Consider the following 21459-nt stretch of genomic DNA (forward strand, 5'->3'; position numbering starts at 1 on the left):
TTTACTCCTTTAAAAAGGGGCAGGGAGTCTTGCCCCGCCCTTATAGCTATCTTTATAATAGATGCGCTTCACGCTTGTTAAAGCTTTCTTTAGCAAGCTCAACCAAACGCTCGATTAGTTCTGGATAGCTAATCCCCATATTGTCCCAGAGCAAGGGATACATAGACCACTGGGTAAATCCTGGCATGGTATTGAGCTCATTTAGGAAAACTTCTCCCTTATCTGTATAGAAGAAATCACAACGTGAGAGACCAAGCCCGCCAATAGCACGGAAGGCAGTTTCTGCATTCTGACGCATGACAGCTACCACATCATCACTGATTTTAGCTGGGATATCCATGGTAATCTTGTTGTCAATATACTTGGCATCGTAGTCATAAAAGGCAACATCCTTGACTACTTCCCCTGGAAGCGTGCTTTTGACATCGTAGTTGCCCAAGAGACCAACCTCGATTTCACGGGCATTAACCCCTTGCTCAACCAAGACACGGCTGTCATATTGGAAGGCAAGTTTCAAAGCTTGACGGAGTTCTTCTTGATTTTCAGACTTAGAAATACCGACACTTGAACCCATGTTTGATGGTTTTGTGAAGACTGGATAAGTCAATTTTTCTTCAACTTCGGTGATTTTAGAAGTCACATCATCGCCTTCAACGATGGCCACATAAGGAACTTGGGCAATCCCGACAGATTCTAAGACACGCTTGGTCGTGATTTTATCCATGGCAAGACTAGATGACAAGATGTTACAACCGACGTAAGGCATTTTCAAAACTTCAAGGAATCCTTGAACAGAGCCATCCTCTCCCATCGGACCATGAAGAACTGGAAAGACCACCGCACCTTCTTCGTAGATAGCACTTGGAGCAACTTTCTTATCCCAATCGATTGTTTCATTGGTCATAAGACGGTCCTCTTGACCTGGAGTATGGCTAAATTCTTGCGTTTTGATAAAGTCACCTGACTGACTGATAAAGAAAGTCTTAACTATGAAACGGTCGTAATTGACCGCACGCATGACACTTTCCGCTGAAAGGACAGAGACTTCGCGTTCCGCACTCCGTCCACCGTATAAAAGAATAATCGTTTGTTTCATATTATTTGTTCCAATTCTAATAGAATACTCGCTCTTTAGTATATCATATTTGCTTGTTTTTTTAAAACTTGAACCTGACACTACTCATCACACTATACAAAAAGAGGCCAATATGAACAATTTTCAGCCTCTTTGATTTTTTTATAAATGAATGGAGTTCGTAAATTTGTCCACACTTACAACTCTGTTCGATTTTCAATAGCCCGTAAGAGGGTCACTTCGTCCGCATACTCGATATCTGCTCCGACAGCGAGGCCTCGTGCCAGACGAGTAACCTTGATCCCAGCTGGCTTGAGTAAACGGGAAAGATACATGGAAGTCGCTTCCCCATCTGCTGTAGCATTAGTCGCCACAATCACTTCTGAAACTTCACTATCCATCAGACGAGTCATAAGGCTCTTGAGATTGATGTCGTCTGGACTGATACCATTCATGGGAGAAATGAGGCCATGCAGGACATGATAGAGTCCATGGTATTCTTGGATATTCTCCATGGCTGCCACATCACGACTATCCTCAAGAACTAAAATCGTTGTCTGGTCACGACTTGGATCGGTACAAATGGAGCAAGGATTGTCATCAGTCAAACGACCACAGATGGAACAATAGGTCAGCTCTCTCTTAGCAGAAAGGAGATTTTTTGCAAATTCATTGACATCGTCATCAGACATCCCAATCGTATAAAAGGCCAGACGCGTGGCCGTCTTAATCCCGATACCTGGTAACTTAGAATAACTGTCAATCAACTTAGCAATAGGTGTTGGATAAAGCATGGCTTCCTTTCTAATTCATTGGATGGTGTTGGTTATATAAATTGATAATGTCGCGAGCAATTGCTGGCCCAACATTTTTGGTTAAATTGGTATTATGAGGAAAGACTACTGCAACTGCAATTTGAGGATTTTCTGTTGGAGCATAGGCCACGGCATTGGTATTATTAGCTTCTTGACCACCAGCTACATAGCTTTCACCTGTACCGGTCTTACCACTGATAGAAACAGTGGCGCCATCTGAAAACGCCCGTCCTGTCGTAAGGGGACTAGTTCCATGCGATACTTGGTAAAATCCTTGGTGCAAGATACTCATATCGGAGTCGGATATATTGACCTTATTCATCTCTGTCGGTTGCAGTTGCTGAATCAAGTCACCCAGTCCTCCCTTATCATTATTACCATAAATGCCTTCAACAATACGAGGAGCCACACGAACACCATCATTTGCAATAGTTGCTACATACTGAGCCAACTGCATGGGCGTATAGTTATCAAACTGCCCAAAGGAATTGGTGATGTAATTAGCAAAGCTATACTCTTTGGGAACAAATCCAGTAGATTCATCTGGTAGGTCAATTCCGGTCGCAGCCCCCAAGCCATATTCGCCAAAGGTCGCACGAAGTTTTCCCATAGCTGTTTCCAAATTGCTGGTTCCAACAAACATATTTGGTTGATAGGTCTGGCCCATGATTCCAAGAGCGGTTTGAACCATGTAAGCATTGGATGAATACTCCAAGGCTTCCACAGCTGTAATAGGAAAAGATCCATATGCCAATTTATACCAAGAATAAATTGGAGCTGAACCTTGGAAAACAATAGGCTGATCTGTTAAGGTTTGGTTTCCTGATAAAACACCATTTTCCCAACCTGAGCTGATGGTAGCGGCCTTAACAACCGAACCTGGGACAAAGACATTGGTTACCGTTCCCAAGGAATCAGGAGTCAACTCTCCCGTTTTCAGGTCATGTTTGAGTCCTGACATAGACAAAACAGCACCTGTTTTGGGGTTAAGGGCGACTGCATACACACCCTCTGAATACCTAGCTCCACCATTTGCAAGTTCTGAGTTGAAATAACTCTTCAAGAGGTTGTCTACGCTATCTTGGAAGGCCAAATCAATGGTCAATTTGATATTTTTACCCTTGCTTCCTTCTTCGATATTTTCTACACTCTCCATGTCTCCGTGCTTATCCAAATGGATTTCCTTGACGGTACGTTTTCCTTGCAAGACTTCTTCGTATTGCTTTTCAAGATAGGAAGTCCCAACGCGGTCATTGAGTGAGTAACCTTTTTTCAAATAAGCGTCCACTTCTTCTGCTGGAAGTCCTGACTTCTCATTTGAAACGCTACCGACGATTGTTGATAAAGATGTATCCAGTACTTTACGATCCCATGAGGTTGAAATGCTGATACCTGGTAATTCCTTGGACGCTGATGCAACGAGAGCAACTTGGGTATCATCTAAGGCATCCGTAGAAATGGTACCCGTTGCAAAATTTTCAACAGCATTGAGCTGACTAAAGAGATAGATTTCCTTTTTCTGGTCATCTGTATAATTAAGTTGACTCACGTCAATGCTTTCAACCGCATTATTGTAAAGTGTCGCTTCTGATAAACGATTTCCATCTGAATCCAGGCGTTTATCACTTGGCAAGGATTCGACTGTTTTTTTGTAAATATCCTGGTCGGCCAGGTAATAATCTGCAATCTGTCGATCAGTCAGATCAGGGGAGGTTACATTTACATATGTGAGGAGTTTCTTGGCTGTCTCCTTCAATTCAGCTGCCGTCATTTTATTGTTTCGTGTGAAAGAAACAACCTGCTTGACAGTATTTTCTACCAAGGGTTTCCCTGCCGCATCATAGATCTGTCCACGAGCTGAACTGGTTGTTACCCTTGTTTGGCTGGCTGAGGCCAATTTTGTTTCATAAAAATCTTTATTGAGCACCTGCATGTATAACAAACGACCAATAATGGCCATAAAGAGCAGGATGACAATCGCAAATAGTAAATTAAGCCGAATCGGAATCGAATGGCTATTAAATTTTCTCATACAACTAAGACTCTTTTCTAGAAAAATTCCCGATTTCCACCTTTATTTTCCCTAAAATAATAGAGCAAACAGGTGAAGCTCAGTACATTTCATTGTACCATATTTTACGGAGAAACTCTTGGAAAAGTCGAAGCATTTTTTGACTTTTAACTGAAAATGCCTTTTTATTTGGTTATCCTATTTTCTATGATATAATGATAGTAATAGTTAGGAAAGCGTTAACCTTTAAGACTTTGACTCATAAAAAGGAGCCTCATGAACAAGCCAGATATCGCAACCATAATCGACCTCCATTTTGAAGAATTAACCGAGCTCGAGCAAGAAATCGCTCGCTATTTTTTGCAAGCTGAAACGATCCAAGATGATCTCTCTTCTCAGCAAGTTACCCAGAAATTACATATCTCCCAAGCAGCCTTAACCCGCTTTGCCAAAAAGTGTGGTTTTACAGGCTACCGAGAATTCGTCTTTCAATACCAGCATCAGGCTAGTAAACCGGACACTCATTCGCACAAACACAGTCCTTTGACCAAACGTGTTTTACGAAGCTACAGTATCATGCGAGAACAAACACAGGATTTGATTGACGAAGAACAACTGGAACGAGTTGCCCAATTAATCGATGACGCAGAACGAGTTTACTTTTTTGGGACGGGAAGTTCTGGTCTGATTGCCCGTGAGATGAAACTGCGCTTTATGCGATTAGGTGTGGTCTGTGAAGCTTTGACCGATCAGGATGGCTTTGCTTGGACGACTAGTATCATGGATGAAAATTGTCTGGTACTTGGCTTTTCTCTATCAGGCACTACTCAATCCGTCCTCGATAGTTTGTTGGATGCTAAGGAAATGGGGGCCAAGACCATTCTCTTTACCAGCGCTCCAAACAAAAACAGTCAGGCCTATACCGAAACAGTCCTTGTGGCAAGCCATAGTCAATCTTCTTACATCCAGCGTATTTCCGCTCAACTCCCTATGCTCATTTTAATAGATTTGATTTATGCCTACTTTTTAGAAATTAATCGCGAGAGCAAAGAAAAAATCTTTAACAGCTATTGGGAAAATAAAAAACTCAATGGCTATCGTAGACAAAAACGCGTTAGAAAATCCTAGTTTGGTTGAACCAAACTAGGATTGTTTTGTTTTGAAATGATAGTAGGCTCCCAACATCCCTGCTGTATTTTGGTGATGGGCAAATTCTAATCGTGTTTTTCAATTCTTCCATAAATCTTCCATTCCATTTTTGAATGTTTGACAACAAAAAGGAAGTAGCGACTATGTGCTGCTTTTACTTCCTCTCTAATTTTATTTAATTATTTTGCTTCGACAAAGTGAGTTTTAGATTTTAACCCTTCAGGAACATAAAATGAGCTATTCTCCTGAAGTATGTTCTATAAGTTTATAGTTTAATGCAGAGTGTAGCGATATAATCATTTCCATACCGTGATAATCGATGTCTTTTATCACACGATTCATAAAAATCAATCATGGCGAGACCATTCTTCAGTTGTCCTCTAATCTGACTTTCTAAGGTATGGCTAAATTCATATCCATATTCTGGATCTATGGTTATTTTGCCTTCCGCTTCAAGCTCTCTTGAATTAAAAGGTAGTGAAAACTTTAACAGTAATTCCTCATCAGGTTGGTCCCATACAATGTCCGCATCATAAATGTAGATCCAAGGGTTCATAAATCCAACCATTAACAAACCGCCCTTTTTCAATACGCGAGAGGCTTCTTTATACATGTTTTCTAAATCCTCTATATATACATTTGAAACCGGATTAAAAATAATATCAAAGGTTTCATCTTCAAATGGAAATGGTTTTGTCATATCGCCTTGAACGGTATTGATTTTTAAGCCTTCTCTTTTAGCAACCAACTCATCTCTTTGTAATTGTGATTTAGAAAAATCCATGATGGTGACATCATAACCTTTTAGAGCAAAAACTGGACCCTGCTGGCCACCACCACAAGCTAACCCTAATATCTTTTTCCCCTTGGCTTTTTCAAACCATTCTTCCGGAACTTTTTTCCCAACAGTTAAGGCAACAGCAATTGGATGTTTTCTAACTTCTTCTAATTCTTCATGTGTCAATGGCTCAGTATAGTCATTTTTTACATTATTCCATCTATCTTGATTACATTTTATATAATTGTTCATCTGATAATCTCCTCGTAATGTTATACTATTCGATTTAAGTTGGATGAGCTGCCATTACATATTACATTTTTCTCACCGCTACAACTTCTAATTTGTCAAATAATCGTCCATCTCATTATATCATTTTTCCACATTTTCCCATTTACTCAAGCTAAATATCAATTAAATGGATGATAGAATTGCTCTCGCCTTGTAGTTCTTCATCTCGGCTTAACCTTTCATACAAGGTGGTTATTTTCTCCTAGTTTCTCACGACTACCTCCTTTAGCTCAAATTTTTCAATAAAAAAAGAATTAAGCAAAACATTTGTCACTCAAGTAGTGATTAAGTGTTTTTCTTAATTCTATAGTTCCAAACTAGGATTGTTTTGTTTTAAAGTGATAGTAAGCACCCAGCATCCCTGCTGTATTTTGGTGATGGGCAAATTCCAATCGTGTTTTTTCAGCTAGGCTTGGCACCAAGGACGCCTTCAAGGCTGTGCGGATCTTTGGTTTGAGAATAGCCTCTTGCCCCATGATGCCACCACCGAGAATGACTACTTCTGGATTGGCAACGTAGCAAATATTTGCCAGACCTTTCCCAAGGTAATCTACCATGCGGTCAATGCCAGCCATACAGATCTTGTTTCCTTCGGTAGCTTCCTTGAAAATGCGTCGGCCATTCCACTGATCAACTGGATCACCATGAGCTGCTGCCACATATTCTACCAAGGCTGTCGTAGAAGCCAAGTCTTGGAAAGCTCCATCCTGCATATGCATATAGCCAACTTCACAAGCTGAATTGCTAAATCCATGGAAGACTTTCCCATCCATAATCAAGCAACCACCGATACCTGTTCCAATGGTCAAGCAAAGTGTCACACTTGCTCCCTTTCCTGAACCAGATACTGCCTCAGCCAGACCTGCACAATTGACATCATTTTCAATTTCACAAGGAATAGCAAAGCTAGTCTCGATTTCCTTTTTGAACTGAGTTCCTGCGTAGTTAGGAATTTGAGGACCAGCATAGAAGATTTCACCCTTGTCAGGATCCACCATCCCAGCAGAAGAAATGGCAACACCTGCCACTGGGCCTTTTTCTAAATAGCTGGAAACGATATCTTTTGTCTTTTGTAAGATATGGGGTCCACCCTTTTGCGCCTCAGTTGGCATTTCATGCGATTCAACAAGTTGGCCTTCTTGGTCAATCAAACCATATTTGATGTTGGTTCCGCCAATATCAATTGCAACATAGTGTGTCATAAATACCTCCTTATGGATTAGAGGAAGCGCTCCTTGGTTTCACGAATCAATTGCGCTGCTGCTTCTACAACTGGACGATCTTCTTCGGTTACTGGTGTCAATGGTGAACGAACTGAACCAATGTTCAAACCTTCATTGATTTTCAAAACTTCTTTGATGACACAGTACATATTTCCATGTGCAGCAGTCAATTTACCAATGATTGCATTGATAGCGTATTGCAATTCACGAGCTGTTTCCAAGTCTTTCTCAGCAATCAACTCATTGAGTTTCAAGAAGAGTTCTGGCATAGCACCATATGTACCACCGATACCAGCTTTAGCACCCATGAGCCGTCCTCCTAGGAACTGTTCATCTGGACCGTTAAAGACGATGTGGTCTTCTCCACCAAGGCTGACAAAGGTTTGGATATCTTGAACTGGCATTGAAGAGTTCTTAACACCGATAACACGTGGGTTTTTCAACATTTCTGTGTAGAGGCTTGGAGTCAAAGCAACACCTGCTAACTGAGGAATGTTATAAATCACGTAATCTGTGTTTGGAGCTGCAGCACTGATATCGTTCCAGTATCTGGCAACTGAGTATTCTGGCAAGCGGAAGTAAATAGGTGGGATTGTTGCGATAGCATCTACTCCCAAGCTTTCCGCATGGCGAGCAAGTTCAATACTGTCTTTAGTATTATTACAAGCTACGTGAGCGATAATAGTCAATTTACCTTTAGCAACTGCCATGACTTCTTCCAAAATCAACTTGCGGTCCTCTACGCTTTGGTAGATACATTCACCAGAAGAACCGTTGACATAGAGACCTTGAACTCCCTTATCAATGAAGTATTGAACCAAGGCGCGCGTACGCTCTGGACTGACTTCTCCTTGATCATCATAACATGCGTAGAAGGCTGGAATGACACCTTCGTATTTTTTCAAATCTGACATAGATTTTCTCCTAAGATTTCTTTTTTTCTGCTGAGAGCAGTTCTATTTTTACAAGTTTAGTATACACCTTGTGAAAATCGCTTTCAATATCTTGTATACACTTAGATTTTAGTTTCTACTTGTATTTTAGAAACTGTAACGATTGAAAGTAGTTTCAGAAACACCTCATCCTACTGGTATTTGGCGAAAATTTTCTCCATCAATCCTGCTTGGAGAAAGACCAGCAAACCAAAACCAAAGAGGATAAAGGCTGACCCACCCAAAAGGAGAGTGAAGGCGGATAGATAAAGAACCATCACTATGAGAAAGAGAATAGCTAACATGAGGAAGAACCATGGAAAGTTAAAACTTGCCAAGATAAGCCCTTTTTGCAGCACTTCTTTCCAAGATAAATCATAGCGCGCAGCGATGGGATAACTAGCCAACATCACGAGAGTGAGGAAGATGAGAATCCCCAAACAAATTGCTTTCACAATCTGGAAAGGTAAAGCTGTCTGGCCCCAGAAGAGATAGAGGTCTAGAAGGCTTAATGACACAATGCCCAACTCTAGCAAACCTAACTGAAGCCCCAGTTTCAGATTTTGCTTGAAAGCTCTTAGATAGGTTCTGAAAACTGGAACTCGTCTGCTTCTCTTAATCTCAAACATGGTCTCGTAAAGGCTGATTTTCGCCACTCCAATCGTCACAATGGGCAAACAAGAGACGACAAAAAGAAGATTGACTGTGACGATATCCAAGACCTTCTCACTGAAACGCATGAGAAAGTTATCTGTGTCAAATGCTGCCTTAATAAGGCTTACTCCTTTTTGTGCCATGTTTGCTCCTCCTGATTCTTTTAATCAATCAAAATTTTAAAGAGATATTTGCGAACCTTCTCTTCCATACCTGCATAGCCATTTGGCTGGTGCGGTTCTCCTGGGAAGAAAATCGCAAAATTGTGATAACCCAACAAGAGTGGGTAGCGTTCATGACAATGGACAAAGCCAATGTCACTCGCTTCATCGAATGCTACCGCTTCGTCTTTGATACGTGAACCGTAGCTCGAATATTCATGTCCTTCTACCAGCAAATGCAAGTCTGCATAGTTCTTATGATGCTCAAATTGATCATTTTCAGCTTGGTTGAGGACATTTTCCTGAACAACTAGAAAGACCTTGTCCCCGTCAATCTCATACTTACCGAGTTCAAAAGAATCCTTACGGTGCTGATAGAGATAGTCGATAGCCTTGTCTAGATTGGGATGGATTCCCTTGTAAAAGGCGATGTTTTTCAAATCGTCAAAAATCATACTGTTTCCTTCGTTTCTGATAGTTACTATTTTTCAGTTTCGAATTATCCTTTCTCTATTTCCCTGTAATAGTGCGGACGGAAGCAAATTCCTTCGGAATTTCATTCCTAATTTTTGAGCCTTTCACTCCTTCATCGTCAGTCTCAAAAATTCCGTCTAAGATAAGCGTAAGATACTTGTCTTAGATACCACTAAAGCGGGAAATAGCTACCATAAAACGAACCTACTCTAACTAGTATCATGAAAAGAGTTCATTCTTAAGTTTATAAGTGTCTGACAAAACTTCACGAAGTAACTGCATACTCTCCATTTTGTAGACACTTATAACTCTATATTTCCATGGCATGTCAAGACCACTTCTGCAATCTTGATACACTAATTTACTTTTCTTAACCTTTGACCGCTCCCATAGTAATACCCTGAGTGAAGGATTTTTGGAAGACAAGGAAGACCGTTACGATTGGCACGGCTGCAAGAGCTGCACCCGCCATGATCAAACCATAGTTGGTTGCCATTTCGGCCTGCATGGTCGCAACCCCGAGTGAGATAGTCAAGTTTTGACGTGAAGTCAACATAACCAACTGCATAAAGTAGTCGTTCCAAGTATTGATGAAGGTAAAGATTGCAAGGGCTGCAAATCCTGGTTTCACGATAGGGAAGGCTACGCTCCAGAAGGTACGAATCTCACCACAACCGTCGATTTTAGCTGATTCAAGCAATTCTGTAGGGATGTTTTCGCTGAACTGTTTCATAAGGAAGACCCCAAATGGCCATCCAATCAAAGGCAAGATAACTGCCCAAAGAGTATCGTGAATTCCCATGAAGTTGACGATACGTACCAATGGTACAAGGACAACTTGTTTTGGAAGAGCCATGGCAGCGATAAAGACTGCAAAGAGAATGCGCTGACCATAGAAACGTTTTTTAGCCAAGACATAACCTGCTAGAGAAGAGGTTGCACAGACTAAGAACATGGTTACCAGTGAGATAAATACAGAGTTCCACATCCACTGCATAGCAGGGTTTTGCACCATGAGTTGTTGGAAGTTCTCCATGGTTGGCATTTTAGGGAACCACTGTGGTGGAATCATAATGGTATCAGGCTGTGATTTGAAGGCCCCTGTCAAGATCCAGTAGAATGGAAAGATGAACAGTACGGTCAACAAGAGCAAGATAATCGTTGAAATAACAGTGAAAGCTGTTAAAGGTTTCTTTTGTGTAGGTTGCATAACTGTCTCCTTTCTTTAGTATTCTACGTCGTTTCCGAGGATCTTGAATTGAGCAAAGCTGACAATGGCAATCATCACTGCCAAGAAGACACCGATGGTATTTGCATAGCCGTACTCTGTCAATTGGAAGGCTTTTTCGTAAAGGTAGTACATCAAGGTACTTGTTGAATAGTTTGGACCACCAGAAGTCAACAACTGAATCAAGGCGAAACACTGGAATGAGTTGATAGTCGTAATGATTGCGATGTAAAGAGTTGTTGGAAGAAGGCTAGGCCATTTGATCTTCCAGAACACTTGGAACTCAGTCGCACCGTCAACACGCGCCGCTTCAACAAGTGAGTTGTCAATATTTCCCATAGCAGCGATATAAAGGATAATCGGTTGACCAACAGATGTTGTCAAAAGGATAATCATAATCGCTAGCAAAGCCCAGTTTTTGTCACCCAGCCAAGAAATGTTTTGGCTGATAATGTGGCTTGACTTAAGAACAAAGTTTAGAATCCCTGATAGGGGGTCATAGATCCATTTCCATACAACCGTTACGGCAACACTACCTGTAACTACAGGAAGGAAGAAGACGAAACGATAGAAAGAACGGGCAATGGCGTTTTGATGATAGGTTTGAGATGCTACAAAGAGCGAGAAGAGAACCACAATCGGAACAGATCCAATAACCAGGATAACGGTATTGATCAAAGACTTCACAAAGACAGGGTCTTTAAACATACGAATGTAGTTGTCCAAGCCCACAAACTCAAATTTAGTCATGGAGTAGTTGAAGAAACTTGTAATGAATCCCATAATCATAGGAGCCAAGACAAAGATCACAAAGAAGAATAACACTGGTGCTAGGAAAGCGTAGGAAATCACTGTTTCCCGCATACGAATTTTATTGACTTTCACAGTCGGCACCTCTCTTTCAAATAGAATAGTTTTTGATTTTCTTGAACTGTTTTAAAACCAAAATGAAATTTTTTAAGATTCGCTTATGTAAGAACTTCATTTTAATTTCGTGACAGTTCCTACCATTTCAAACAAAAGTCCCCCTTTTCTTACACCATAGTGCACAGGGAAAAGGGGGGAATCAATCTGACTTAGTGCTTATTGTTTTGTAGCTTTTTTAATTGTTTCGTTAGCTTTTTCAGTGAAGGCTTTCAAAGCATCCGCTGGTTTTTCGTCACCATTTGATACAGATTGCAACATTGGGAACCAAAGTGTTCTCATTTCAGCAAATCCGTTGATAGTGTTGTAGTATGGTGAGTAGTATTTAGTCCAGCCACTGATTGTTTCCATACGTTTGTCTTCATAAAGTTTGCCAAATGAAGTACGAACTGGGAAGGCACCTGTACGAACTACGTCTTTAGGACCCCATTCTTTGTCATCTGCGATGAATTGAACGAATTTCTTAGCAGCTGCGATTTTCTTGTCGTCTTTGTTGTTAAATACTGCAAATCCGTTTACAAGGTATTCAAGAGATGGTTTACCTGAGTCTGATGGGAATGGTACTTCTACCACATCTACCTTACTTGCTTCCAAGAGTTTCGCTTGGATACCGTTTTGAGCTGGTGCCCAAAGGATTGTGTATGATGTTTGACCGTTCGCAAAGTTTTGGATGTCTGCCCCACCGTCAAATTGTGAACCATTGTTCAACAAACCGTCTTTAATCCAGCTAGCAGCTTTTTCAAGACCTTTGACAAATTTAGGATCGTCTGTTGTATATTTGGTTACGTCTTTGTCTGTTACAGAACCGCCATAAAGGTTTGCAACGAAGGCACGTGTTCCTTGGTCTCCCCCTTGACCAGAACTGAACAATGAACCTGGTGTATAGCCTTTATCTTTAAGCGCTTTCAAAACTTTTTCAAAGTCATCAGTTGTCCAACCTTCTTTTACAAGGTTTGCAACTCCAGCATCTTCCAACATTTTCTTGTTCATAGCCATGTAGAATGGAGCTGAACTGATTGGATACATGTAAGCTTTGTCTCCAGCCTTACTTGCTTGTACGATGTTTTCGTTGTTAACATCTTTGACGAATTCATCTGTGAAGAGGTCGTTCAACTCAGCCAATTTACCATTTTTACCGTATTGGATGATACGTCCTGGTGCGTCAAAGAGTACGTCTGGCGCTGTTCCTGCTTCGATGGCTGTTGTGATCTTTTCTGGACCTGACTTGAAGTCGATGGTTTCCAATTTCACTTTTACATCTGGATTTGCTTTTTCAAAAGCTTCGATGATTGATTTTTCATATGTTCCAACACCGTCACCCGTTTTTTCTTGTGTGAAGACTGGGAATGCCCACCAAGTAATTTCTGTTTTTCCGCTATCGCTACTAGAACTTCCAGCATCTTTACTTCCACCAGAGTTACCACAAGCCGCAAGGCCAAGAATCGCAGCACCCGCAAGTACTGTACAAGCTAGTTTTCTAAATTTCATTTGTATTCTCCTAATTGATAAGCGTATCCATATTGGATAATGAGTTCTTTATATTTGTATACGTTTTCATTTCATCCGACGCATCGACCACTCTCCTCTTTTTTGAGATTGTGTTATTTAAGACCGGCAACAAAGCGCTCCGTAATCTCTTTTGGTCTAGTAATCGCACCACCAACAACGATACCTCGCACCCCATATTCAAGGATTTGTTTGGCTTGTTCTGGTGTATGAATTTTCCCTTCAGCGATGACATCCACTCCTGCTTCACACAGTTTTTTGATTAGTTCAAAGTCTGGACCATCTACTTTTGGACTATAAGAGGTGTAACCTGATAGGGTTGTTCCCACAAAATCAATCCCTGCTTCGACTGCTGCTAGCCCTTCTTCAAAAGTGCTAGTATCAGCCATTAAGAGTTGATGTGGATACTTTTCTTTGACTTGTCGGATGAAGTCCTGAATTTCCAAACCGTCGTAACGTTCACGTTTGGTACAATCCAGAGCAATAACCTCAATGTCTAGTTCAGCCAACTCATCAACTTCTTTCATAGTCGCTGTAATGAATGGCTCCTGTGGCGGATAGTCACGTTTGATGATCCCAATAATCGGGAGTTTCGTAACCTCCTTGATCTCCTTGATATCACGAACACTGTTTGCTCGGATACCGACTGCTCCACCTTGCTCAGCCGCTTTGACTAGCAAGGGGATAACCCCTCCCGCTTCTGTATAAAGCGGTTCGTGAGGAAGTGCCTGGCAAGAGACAATGATTCCATCTTTGATCTGTTCAATCAAGGCTTCTTTGCTGATCTGTGGCATCCTCTTTCCTCCCTTTCTTTCTTCTATGAGCTTATTATATATCATTTGTTAAGCGCTTTCAATAGATTGTGATAGAATAGATTTCAGTTTCAAAACTATTTTATAGAACAGACTATCCTGAAAGTAGTTTCAGACTTCTTATGATTTTGAAGCAAGCTGAATTTAATAAAGAAAGATAGCAGGCTGAACAACCTGCTATCTCTTCTGAGACTTATTCAAATAGCTTTTGCTTACGATTCTTTTCTCTTCTTGCCAAATGCAAACAAGGATAAAAGAACACCTGCAAGACCAAGGGAAATCAGTGAGCTTGTTTCCTTGCTTCCAGTATTTGGTAGACCCGTTTGTTTAACTGCTGGAGCTTGATAGGTAACATCTTTTCCTAGAGATAGTTTGTCATTTGCAGCCGCTAAGACTGGTTTGGTTTCTCCCTTAAACTCTGGAAGTTCATGGACTGCCGCCTCAGCGCCATTGACGCCGCCTACGTACTCTGGTAGGTCATTTGAAGCTGCTAAGACAAAGTTAGCGCCTCCTCTATATTCAGGAAGCTCGTTAGATGCAGCTAGGACCGCATTAACGCCACCTTTAAACTCTGGCAGTTCGTGGACTGCCGCTTCAACAGCGTTGACCCCACCTGTAAATTCAGGTTTTTCAACCGTTGGAGCTGCTTCTTCGCCTACTGTTGCCAAAGGACCTGTGTACTCTGGGATTTCTGCCACTGGGGCTTCCTCAGCATTAACACCACCTGTAAATTCAGGTTTTTCAACCGTTGGAGCTACTTCTTCACCCACTGTTGCCAATGGTCCAGTGTACTCTGGTATCTCTGCCACTGGGGCTTCCTCAGCATTAACACCACCTGCGAACTCTGGAACCTCATGGATAGCAGCTTCACTGCCATTAATACCATCGCTTAGTTTAGAGCCAGCTAAAGAAACTGGTAAATTGTGCATGCTTTCAATTGCACCCTCAGCTAGACCTGTAATTCTTTGACCCATATCCTCTGGATCTATTGTGAATAGGAGAGTTTTTGTATCGTATTGGGTCATGAAGGTTGCTGTCTTGCCATTTGCCAATTGAAGGGTCGGAGCCTTGTTGACCAATACTTCCGAATCGAACTCCATGGCAATAATACCTGGCCATTTTTGGATAGCATATTTTACTTTTGCTTCTTTAGGAGAAATTCTGTCTTTGCTTAAGAAATCCCAGTTGAATTTCTTATAGGATAAAGTATAATCGTTTTGGTTGCCATCCGCATGCTCATAAAGCAAACCATATTCGCCATTTCCGAGTTCTTGGAGTGAGTTGTACGCAAACTTACCACTTTGTATAGGATTGTGCTTCAGCCATGTCAACTCACCATTCGCCTCAACACGAGCCAGGTGGACCAAACCATTATTGCGTCCAGGACCACCAGCATTGCTGAGTAGAATGTATTCCTTTCCTTCATGCATGGTGTGAATAGCGGACATTTGAACATAAACGTCTTTTACTTGAGAATAACGTTTGATTTCCTTATCCCACGTTGCTCCTCCATCATGACTGGTCGCAACCTGAAGATCACCAGTCAACCCACGCATAAAGAGCTTGAGATCCCCATTATTCAACTGAACAACAGTCGACTCCGTATTTTGGGCACCTGGATTATTCATGGTTGAGGAGTGAATGGTTTGATTGCCTACTGGGCGGTTATCATTAACTGCTTCCCCTGCTTGCCATGTTTCTCCATGATCATCTGAATAAATTACACGAGATGATTGAGAACCGCTTAGGTAGGAAACGTTGTTTGTTGTATAAACTGGAATCACCAGTCTTCCCTTATGAGGTCCTGTACGCAAGGCAATCCCCGTACCAGGTCCAGTTCCTAGGAAGTGCATCCAATCTTTCCGAATCCCATGTGTAATATCTTTTGGTGCAGACCAAGTCTTCCCATCGTCATCACTGTAGGACATCCATAGGTAGTTGGTATTGGAAACTCTAAAAATATTCTTTTCGCTATATTCAAAATAAATATTTCCGATTAACTCATTCCCTTTATACAAATCTCCCTTATCGCTGTAGGCTGGTTTTTTAGGGTCAACGACAACACGATAATCTGTCTTTCTATTTTGAGGGTCGAATACCTCTCCGTTTTCTCGAATTGTATAACGACCTGATTCTCCTTGCTTATATAAAACTTGATAAACTTTATCTCCCACTTGTTCATAAGCTTTCGGAGCTTGCCCTGGCAGAGAAAATACTGCCTTACTTTCAAGGAACATGTCATAAATTGCAAAAATTCTCTTTGTTTCAGGGTCTTGCACCAAGGCCATATCAATATTGACTGGAGATGGCCAATCTGCATGTTTAGCATGCTCATTGTCACGAGGATTTGAGATTACGATTCGGTCTCCCCATGTTTTTCCATTATCTGAGCTGCGACGAACAACCATCCCAATATCTCCCCAGTCAGAATGGTGCAAACGTCTTTCATCCGTTCCAGCAATCAGCGTTCCTTTATCTGTCTTGAGAAGAGCTGGGATACGATAACTCTTGATACCATCTTTATTTGGTTGATTGTTCCTACCACCTTCAAAGACGTCTTCTTTCTCAGTGACTTTTGCTCCCTCAGGAAGTTTCTGTTCCAATTCACCTCTTTCAAATAATTGACTCCGTGTTTGAACTTCATCTGGGCTTAAAGCACGATCATAAACAGTTAGGTTTCGAACTTGTAGGTTTGATGCCCAAACTGTTTTATTGCCCCGTTTGGTTGCTCCAAGTTGAGCTTGATTAACATCTGGCATATCTTTGATAAAGTTCCCAGATTTGAGACTTGTTCGAGATAAGACACCGTTCACATAGAGACGAACTCGACCATGAGGTAACTCTGCTGTCGGTTGTTCGACAGTAAAGGTCACGGAATTCCATTGTCCAGGGCGAACTTTCAAAGGAGCATCTGTATACTTATCATAGAACTGCTCCCCGTTAGCGCCACGCCCTTCAATAAGAGCTGTATTATCAAGAACCGACATAGTAAAGTACTCATTTTCCTTGGTGTCACTGGATACAGAGAAGAGATTGTAAAAGCGTGGAGCTGATGCATCCGGTTTGAACTCCATGTGAACTGTAGCATTTTTTAGTTGCTTTAGTTTATCTAGTTCATTTGATAAATCGACTCTCTGACCATTTGTTGCATTGGTTTCAACATCTTCTTTTTCAAGGACAGGATTAGCATTTTTTAAATCTCTTGAGTAATAGTCACGAGGAATCGCTCCCTGATCCTCTGATTCCTCTTCCTTATTTGCTTCTTCTGCAGGGGTTTCCGTAGAGGATGGGGTTTCTGATTCTACACTCTCATTTTTTTTCAAATGATCTTGGTCCACCTCAACGCCATTGTCTTGAGCTGCTGCCAATTTGCCAGCCAAATCCTTATCCAAATGAGCAAGATCTCCCGAGGACACTTCTTTTGGCAATTCTGATAATCCTTGACCAGATTCGACAGTTTCTGTATTGGCCCCTGCTGCATTGGCTTGCTCTTGAGCTAAGACTGGATTTGCTCCAAATACTACTGTCCCAATCACTACCGATGCCGCACCAACTGCAAATTTTCGAATTCCGTATCGCTGTTTCCGATGTAAAGAGTTGTAATTCATGTTTGTCCTTTCATTTTCATAAAAATAAAGCGCTTTCTTTTTTCTTTAAAAATTTTTATTGTCTCTTCAAGAGACAAGTTTTACAAGAAAGTATCCAACTTAATGAGAGCTCCCAATCCTCTCCCATTTTCTGCTGAGCCATTCTTTAAGCGCCCAGCAGCCTTTTTCCTCCTTTCATAAGTGACTTTTCCTTTATTATACAATAAAGTCTTATATTTATATCTGTGTTCCTGCAGAATAGATTTTACTTTTAAGAACATTTTAATATTTTAAATTTTCTAAAAGTACTTTCAGGTTTTGGACATAAAAAAGAGAGCTCCTGGGCTCTCTCATTCATTATTTTACATACTTAAAAGGAATCTCACTGCCACAGAGCCAGTTGTAGACTTGGTCATTGACAAAAACATTCATGGCTTCGTGAGCATACTCGGGCATGATACGATAGGCCTTGTCGCAAGTTAGACGGTTGTAAATCGCAAACTGGGTAATAGGATAGCAGACATCGTCATCCAAGCCCGTAATCATCTTGACCTCACCTTGAATGCGATGGGCAAGATTTTTCACATCGATATAGGCAAGGGTCGCCATGATTTCCTCCTCTGTTTCATGGAAAGGATCGTGGAACTTGAAATATCGGAAAAGTTCATCATAGGCTTCACTGGTATTGCCAATCTCAAGCACTCGTCTAAAGTCTGACAAGAAAGGATAGATGGCAACTGTTTTCTGAATCCGAGGATTGAGCGCTGCTGCAACCAGGGCTAAAGCACCCCCTTGTGAGGCACCATAGCTAGAAAGTCTTTCCTCATCTACCTGAGGGAGACTGGCAACAATTTCAATCAACTGGTAAATATCCAGATAGACATCCTTATAAAAGAGATGCTCCCTACCTTCAACAGCACCACGGATGATATGCCCTTTCACCGTATTTCCAAGAGGAGAACGCATGCCGTCTTGAGAATAGCCAGACTGGCCCCGTACATCCATGGAGACAACACCGTAACCAGCTACAGTATAGGCCAGCATGTCGACCCAGTCCCAGCCACGTCCCATATAACCATGAAAGTGGAAGATTAGCGGAACCTTCTCCTCAGTCTTTGGAAGGACGATTCGTGCATAGACCTTTCCTTCATTAGTTCCTTCAAAGGTCAGCTCATAACACTTGACTTGAGGAATATGAAAATCTCTTTCCTCCAACTGGTAGGCTGGAAGAGATGAAACTTTTTTGACCTCTTCATCCCAGAAAGCATCAAAGTCTTCTGGAATCTCATCCCTTCCTTTATAAGTCTTGATTTCTTCTAACAAAGCTGGATGTTTCATAGCATGCTCCTTTAGTTTTGTAATCGCTATCATAACTCTAGCATATCTAGGAAAGCAATGCAAGAAAGAAAGATAAACAGAAAGTGATTTTAGATTCTCTTTCCTTAAACCTATCGTCTGAAAGTAGTTTTAAAAATAAAAAGAGCGTTTCCGCTCTTCGTGTATCAATAGGTGCTAGCTCCTTTCTCTAGTTTGACGGTTTGAAATTTCTTTTGGTAGGTTACTTTAATCGTCATGTGAGAGTCCTCGTTTCTTTTTGATGACTCTAGTATAAGACCCAAACCTAAAAACTAGCTTAAGTTTTCCTTAGAGAAAGCTTATACTCAATGAAAATCAAAAAGCAAACTAGGAAGCTAGTCGCAGGTTGCTCAAAGCACTGCTTTGAGGTTGTAGATAAGACTGACGAAGTCAGTTACATATATCTACGGCAAGGTGAAGCTGACGTGGTTTGAATTTGATTTTCGAAGAGTATTAATCTAGATGTTCTTTCTTTTCTAGATGGAAAGCAATCATGCGCCACTCTGGATCCTCTTGCCAGCCTTCTATCGAACTAATGTAGCTAGCCACTTTTCTGGCTTCTTCTAAAATTGGAAAATCTTCGATAATATCAGCCACTTGAAACTCTGGAAGTCCTGACTGTCTGGTTCCAAAAATCTCACCAGAACCACGCATTTTCAAATCTTCCTCCGCAAGGACAAATCCATTGGTCGTTTCTGTCATGATGCGCATGCGATCTTTCCCAGAATCCGTCTTGGGATTAGCAACGAGAACAGCATAGGACTGCTGGTCCCCCCGACCAACACGGCCTCTGAGCTGGTGAAGCTGACTGAGACCGAACCGGTCGGCATCCATGATAATCATGACGGTCGCATTGGGAACATTAACCCCAACCTCAATAACCGTTGTCGAAACCAGAATATCCGTTTTTCGCTCTTTGAAATCCTGCATGATTTGGTCTTTTTCATCACTTTTCATTTTACCATGTAAAAGAGCCACTTCAGCCTTACCAGCAAAATGAGCTGTCAACTCCTCAGATAAGGCAATGGCATTTTTCAGATCCAGAGCTTCAGATTCCTCAATCAAGGGAGAGATAACATAGGCTTGAGAACCTTTTTGAATTTCCCCCTCTAACCAAGTCAAGACCTGAGGCAACTGCTCATGCTTAATCCAGCGAGTAACAATAGGCTTCCGCCCTGCTGGCATCTGGTCAATAATAGAAACATCCATATCTCCAAAGGCTGTGATAGCAAGCGTCCGTGGAATAGGCGTTGCTGTCATCATGAGGACGTCAGGATTGTCCCCTTTTTCCCGTAAAATACGCCTTTGGCCCACACCAAAACGGTGCTGCTCATCAATGATAATCAAACCAAGACGAGCATAATCTACCCCATCCTGAATCAGAGCATGGGTTCCGATAATAAAGTCGGCCTCACCCTTGGCAATGGTCTCTAAAACTTCTCTTTTTTCTACAGCTTTTAAGGAACCTGTCAAGAGAGCGAGTTTCAAGTCTGGAAAAAGGTTCTGTAAACTCTCAAAGTGTTGCTCTGCTAGGATTTCTGTTGGCACCATGAGAGCTGCCTGATAGCCAGACGTCACCGCCGCAAACATGGCCAAACCAGCAACCACCGTTTTTCCGCTCCCCACATCTCCTTGCAGGAGACGATTCATGTGATGGTCCGACTTCATGTCGGTCAAGATTTCCTGCAAACTTTTTTCCTGAGCTTGGGTCAGGGCAAAAGGAAGACTTTCTTTAACGGCTGTCACTTTTTCCTGGGACCAATTCAGAACCAGACCGCTTCCCTGAACTCTATTTTCAGACTTGAGTGACTGCAACTGCATCTGAAAATAAAAGAGTTCCTCAAATTTGATCCGACGAAGGGCCTGCTTGTATTCTGCCAAATCCTTTGGAAAATGCATGGCACGAACTGCCTGACAACGGGACATGAGTTTATATTTGTCAAGCAAAGACTGGGGAAGATTTTCCTCTATCAAGAGGTCCAACCCCTGATCAAAGGCTGTCTTAATGACCTTGACCAGACTGGCCTGACTGATTCCTTGAGCCAGACGATAAACCGGTTGGAGGTCATCTTCCACTTGAGCTAGAACCTTCATCCCAGTCAAACTGGCCTTGGCACGGTCCCATTTTCCAAAGACAGCAAGGGTTGCTCCCAACTCTATCTTATCTGCTAGATAGGGCTGGTTAAAGAAATTCACCGCAAAAACGACTTCTCCCTGCTTGAGGCTAAAGCGCAGACGATTGCGCTTGAATCCATAATACTGGACACTGGCAGGAGTCACGACTTGACCAGATAGGACTGCCTTCTCCCCGTCCTCTAGTTCCAATACTTGCTTGGTTTTGAAGTCTTCATAACGGAAAGGAAAGTAGAGCAAGAGGTCTTGCAAGTTTTCAATTCCTAGTTTGGCGTATTTCTCTGCTGACTTTGGTCCCACACCAGGTAAGACATGCAAGGGTTGATGTAGATTCATGCTCCACTCCTTTC

Annotated in this window: 16 protein-coding genes; 1 reads left to right on the forward strand and 15 read right to left on the reverse strand. The window is 41.8% G+C overall.

Features of this window, described 5'->3' with window-relative positions; translation table 11 throughout:
* Positions 1-52 precede the first annotated feature (52 nt).
* From BWR56_RS07080 to pbp2b, 3 genes are all read right to left on the reverse strand, one after another.
* Complete coding sequence (locus BWR56_RS07080) at positions 53-1096, reverse strand: D-alanine--D-alanine ligase (protein ID WP_076984726.1); 1044 nt, start codon at positions 1094-1096, stop codon at positions 53-55.
* A gap of 176 nt (positions 1097-1272) precedes the next feature.
* Positions 1273-1869 carry a recombination mediator RecR gene (gene recR / locus BWR56_RS07085; RefSeq protein ID WP_076984727.1) on the reverse strand — a complete coding sequence of 199 codons (597 nt, stop codon included), beginning with the start codon at positions 1867-1869 and terminating at the stop codon, positions 1273-1275.
* Positions 1870-1879: 10 nt separating this feature from the next.
* On the reverse strand, positions 1880-3922 hold the full coding sequence (pbp2b, locus tag BWR56_RS07090) for a penicillin-binding protein PBP2B (protein WP_076984728.1): 2043 nt from the start codon (positions 3920-3922) through the stop codon (positions 1880-1882).
* A 255-nt stretch (positions 3923-4177) separates the two neighbouring features.
* Between pbp2b and BWR56_RS07095 the strand changes: the two genes are divergently transcribed.
* Entirely contained in the window at positions 4178-5029 is an 852-nt protein-coding gene (locus BWR56_RS07095; RefSeq protein WP_049505654.1) for a MurR/RpiR family transcriptional regulator, read from the forward strand.
* A 286-nt stretch (positions 5030-5315) separates the two neighbouring features.
* Here the strand turns inward: BWR56_RS07095 and BWR56_RS07100 are convergent, their stop codons facing one another.
* From BWR56_RS07100 to recG, 12 genes are all read right to left on the reverse strand, one after another.
* The gene (locus BWR56_RS07100; protein WP_076984729.1) at positions 5316-6080 is read right to left on the reverse strand and encodes a class I SAM-dependent methyltransferase; all 765 of its coding nucleotides are present in this window, start codon (positions 6078-6080) and stop codon (positions 5316-5318) included.
* 356 nt (positions 6081-6436) lie between these two features.
* Complete coding sequence (locus BWR56_RS07105; protein WP_076984730.1) at positions 6437-7321, reverse strand: ROK family protein; 885 nt, start codon at positions 7319-7321, stop codon at positions 6437-6439.
* Positions 7322-7338: 17 nt separating this feature from the next.
* On the reverse strand, positions 7339-8256 hold the full coding sequence (locus tag BWR56_RS07110; RefSeq protein WP_076984731.1) for a dihydrodipicolinate synthase family protein: 918 nt from the start codon (positions 8254-8256) through the stop codon (positions 7339-7341).
* A gap of 170 nt (positions 8257-8426) precedes the next feature.
* Entirely contained in the window at positions 8427-9071 is a 645-nt protein-coding gene (locus tag BWR56_RS07115) for a YesL family protein (protein ID WP_044020393.1), read from the reverse strand.
* A 20-nt stretch (positions 9072-9091) separates the two neighbouring features.
* Complete coding sequence (locus BWR56_RS07120; RefSeq protein ID WP_000575430.1) at positions 9092-9544, reverse strand: NanQ anomerase/TabA/YiaL family protein; 453 nt, start codon at positions 9542-9544, stop codon at positions 9092-9094.
* Positions 9545-9933: 389 nt separating this feature from the next.
* Positions 9934-10773 (reverse strand): carbohydrate ABC transporter permease, encoded by an 840-nt coding sequence (locus BWR56_RS07125; RefSeq protein ID WP_001183243.1) that lies wholly within the window; start codon positions 10771-10773, stop codon positions 9934-9936.
* A gap of 15 nt (positions 10774-10788) precedes the next feature.
* On the reverse strand, positions 10789-11655 hold the full coding sequence (locus BWR56_RS07130; RefSeq protein ID WP_161801140.1) for a carbohydrate ABC transporter permease: 867 nt from the start codon (positions 11653-11655) through the stop codon (positions 10789-10791).
* Positions 11656-11874: 219 nt separating this feature from the next.
* Positions 11875-13203, reverse strand: coding sequence for an extracellular solute-binding protein (locus BWR56_RS07135; protein WP_076984733.1), 1329 nt, complete (start codon positions 13201-13203; stop codon positions 11875-11877).
* 113 nt (positions 13204-13316) lie between these two features.
* Positions 13317-14015, reverse strand: coding sequence for an N-acetylmannosamine-6-phosphate 2-epimerase (locus BWR56_RS07140; protein WP_001135647.1), 699 nt, complete (start codon positions 14013-14015; stop codon positions 13317-13319).
* A gap of 230 nt (positions 14016-14245) precedes the next feature.
* The gene (locus tag BWR56_RS07145) at positions 14246-17641 is read right to left on the reverse strand and encodes an SIALI-17 repeat-containing surface protein (RefSeq protein ID WP_076984734.1); all 3396 of its coding nucleotides are present in this window, start codon (positions 17639-17641) and stop codon (positions 14246-14248) included.
* A 336-nt stretch (positions 17642-17977) separates the two neighbouring features.
* Entirely contained in the window at positions 17978-18958 is a 981-nt protein-coding gene (locus tag BWR56_RS07155; RefSeq protein ID WP_076984736.1) for an acetylxylan esterase, read from the reverse strand.
* Positions 18959-19429: 471 nt separating this feature from the next.
* On the reverse strand, positions 19430-21445 hold the full coding sequence (gene recG / locus BWR56_RS07170; protein ID WP_076984737.1) for an ATP-dependent DNA helicase RecG: 2016 nt from the start codon (positions 21443-21445) through the stop codon (positions 19430-19432).
* Positions 21446-21459 lie beyond the last annotated feature (14 nt).

It is taken from the genome of Streptococcus oralis (assembly GCF_001983955.1).
In the GTDB taxonomy this organism is placed as follows: domain Bacteria; phylum Bacillota; class Bacilli; order Lactobacillales; family Streptococcaceae; genus Streptococcus; species Streptococcus jiangnanensis.

What these genes read in the sequence shown, in the direction of transcription:
- BWR56_RS07080 (WP_076984726.1), bottom strand. Translation starts at nt 1,096, where the DNA reads ATGAAACAAACGATTATTCTTTTATACGGTGGACGGAGTGCGGAACGC.
- recR (WP_076984727.1), bottom strand. Translation starts at nt 1,869, where the DNA reads ATGCTTTATCCAACACCTATTGCTAAGTTGATTGACAGTTATTCTAAG.
- pbp2b (WP_076984728.1), bottom strand. Translation starts at nt 3,922, where the DNA reads ATGAGAAAATTTAATAGCCATTCGATTCCGATTCGGCTTAATTTACTA.
- BWR56_RS07095 (WP_049505654.1), top strand. Translation starts at nt 4,178, where the DNA reads ATGAACAAGCCAGATATCGCAACCATAATCGACCTCCATTTTGAAGAA.
- BWR56_RS07100 (WP_076984729.1), bottom strand. Translation starts at nt 6,080, where the DNA reads ATGAACAATTATATAAAATGTAATCAAGATAGATGGAATAATGTAAAA.
- BWR56_RS07105 (WP_076984730.1), bottom strand. Translation starts at nt 7,321, where the DNA reads ATGACACACTATGTTGCAATTGATATTGGCGGAACCAACATCAAATAT.
- BWR56_RS07110 (WP_076984731.1), bottom strand. Translation starts at nt 8,256, where the DNA reads ATGTCAGATTTGAAAAAATACGAAGGTGTCATTCCAGCCTTCTACGCA.
- BWR56_RS07115 (WP_044020393.1), bottom strand. Translation starts at nt 9,071, where the DNA reads ATGGCACAAAAAGGAGTAAGCCTTATTAAGGCAGCATTTGACACAGAT.
- BWR56_RS07120 (WP_000575430.1), bottom strand. Translation starts at nt 9,544, where the DNA reads ATGATTTTTGACGATTTGAAAAACATCGCCTTTTACAAGGGAATCCAT.
- BWR56_RS07125 (WP_001183243.1), bottom strand. Translation starts at nt 10,773, where the DNA reads ATGCAACCTACACAAAAGAAACCTTTAACAGCTTTCACTGTTATTTCA.
- BWR56_RS07130 (WP_161801140.1), bottom strand. Translation starts at nt 11,655, where the DNA reads ATGCGGGAAACAGTGATTTCCTACGCTTTCCTAGCACCAGTGTTATTC.
- BWR56_RS07135 (WP_076984733.1), bottom strand. Translation starts at nt 13,203, where the DNA reads ATGAAATTTAGAAAACTAGCTTGTACAGTACTTGCGGGTGCTGCGATT.
- BWR56_RS07140 (WP_001135647.1), bottom strand. Translation starts at nt 14,015, where the DNA reads ATGCCACAGATCAGCAAAGAAGCCTTGATTGAACAGATCAAAGATGGA.
- BWR56_RS07145 (WP_076984734.1), bottom strand. Translation starts at nt 17,641, where the DNA reads ATGAATTACAACTCTTTACATCGGAAACAGCGATACGGAATTCGAAAA.
- BWR56_RS07155 (WP_076984736.1), bottom strand. Translation starts at nt 18,958, where the DNA reads ATGAAACATCCAGCTTTGTTAGAAGAAATCAAGACTTATAAAGGAAGG.
- recG (WP_076984737.1), bottom strand. Translation starts at nt 21,445, where the DNA reads ATGAATCTACATCAACCCTTGCATGTCTTACCTGGTGTGGGACCAAAG.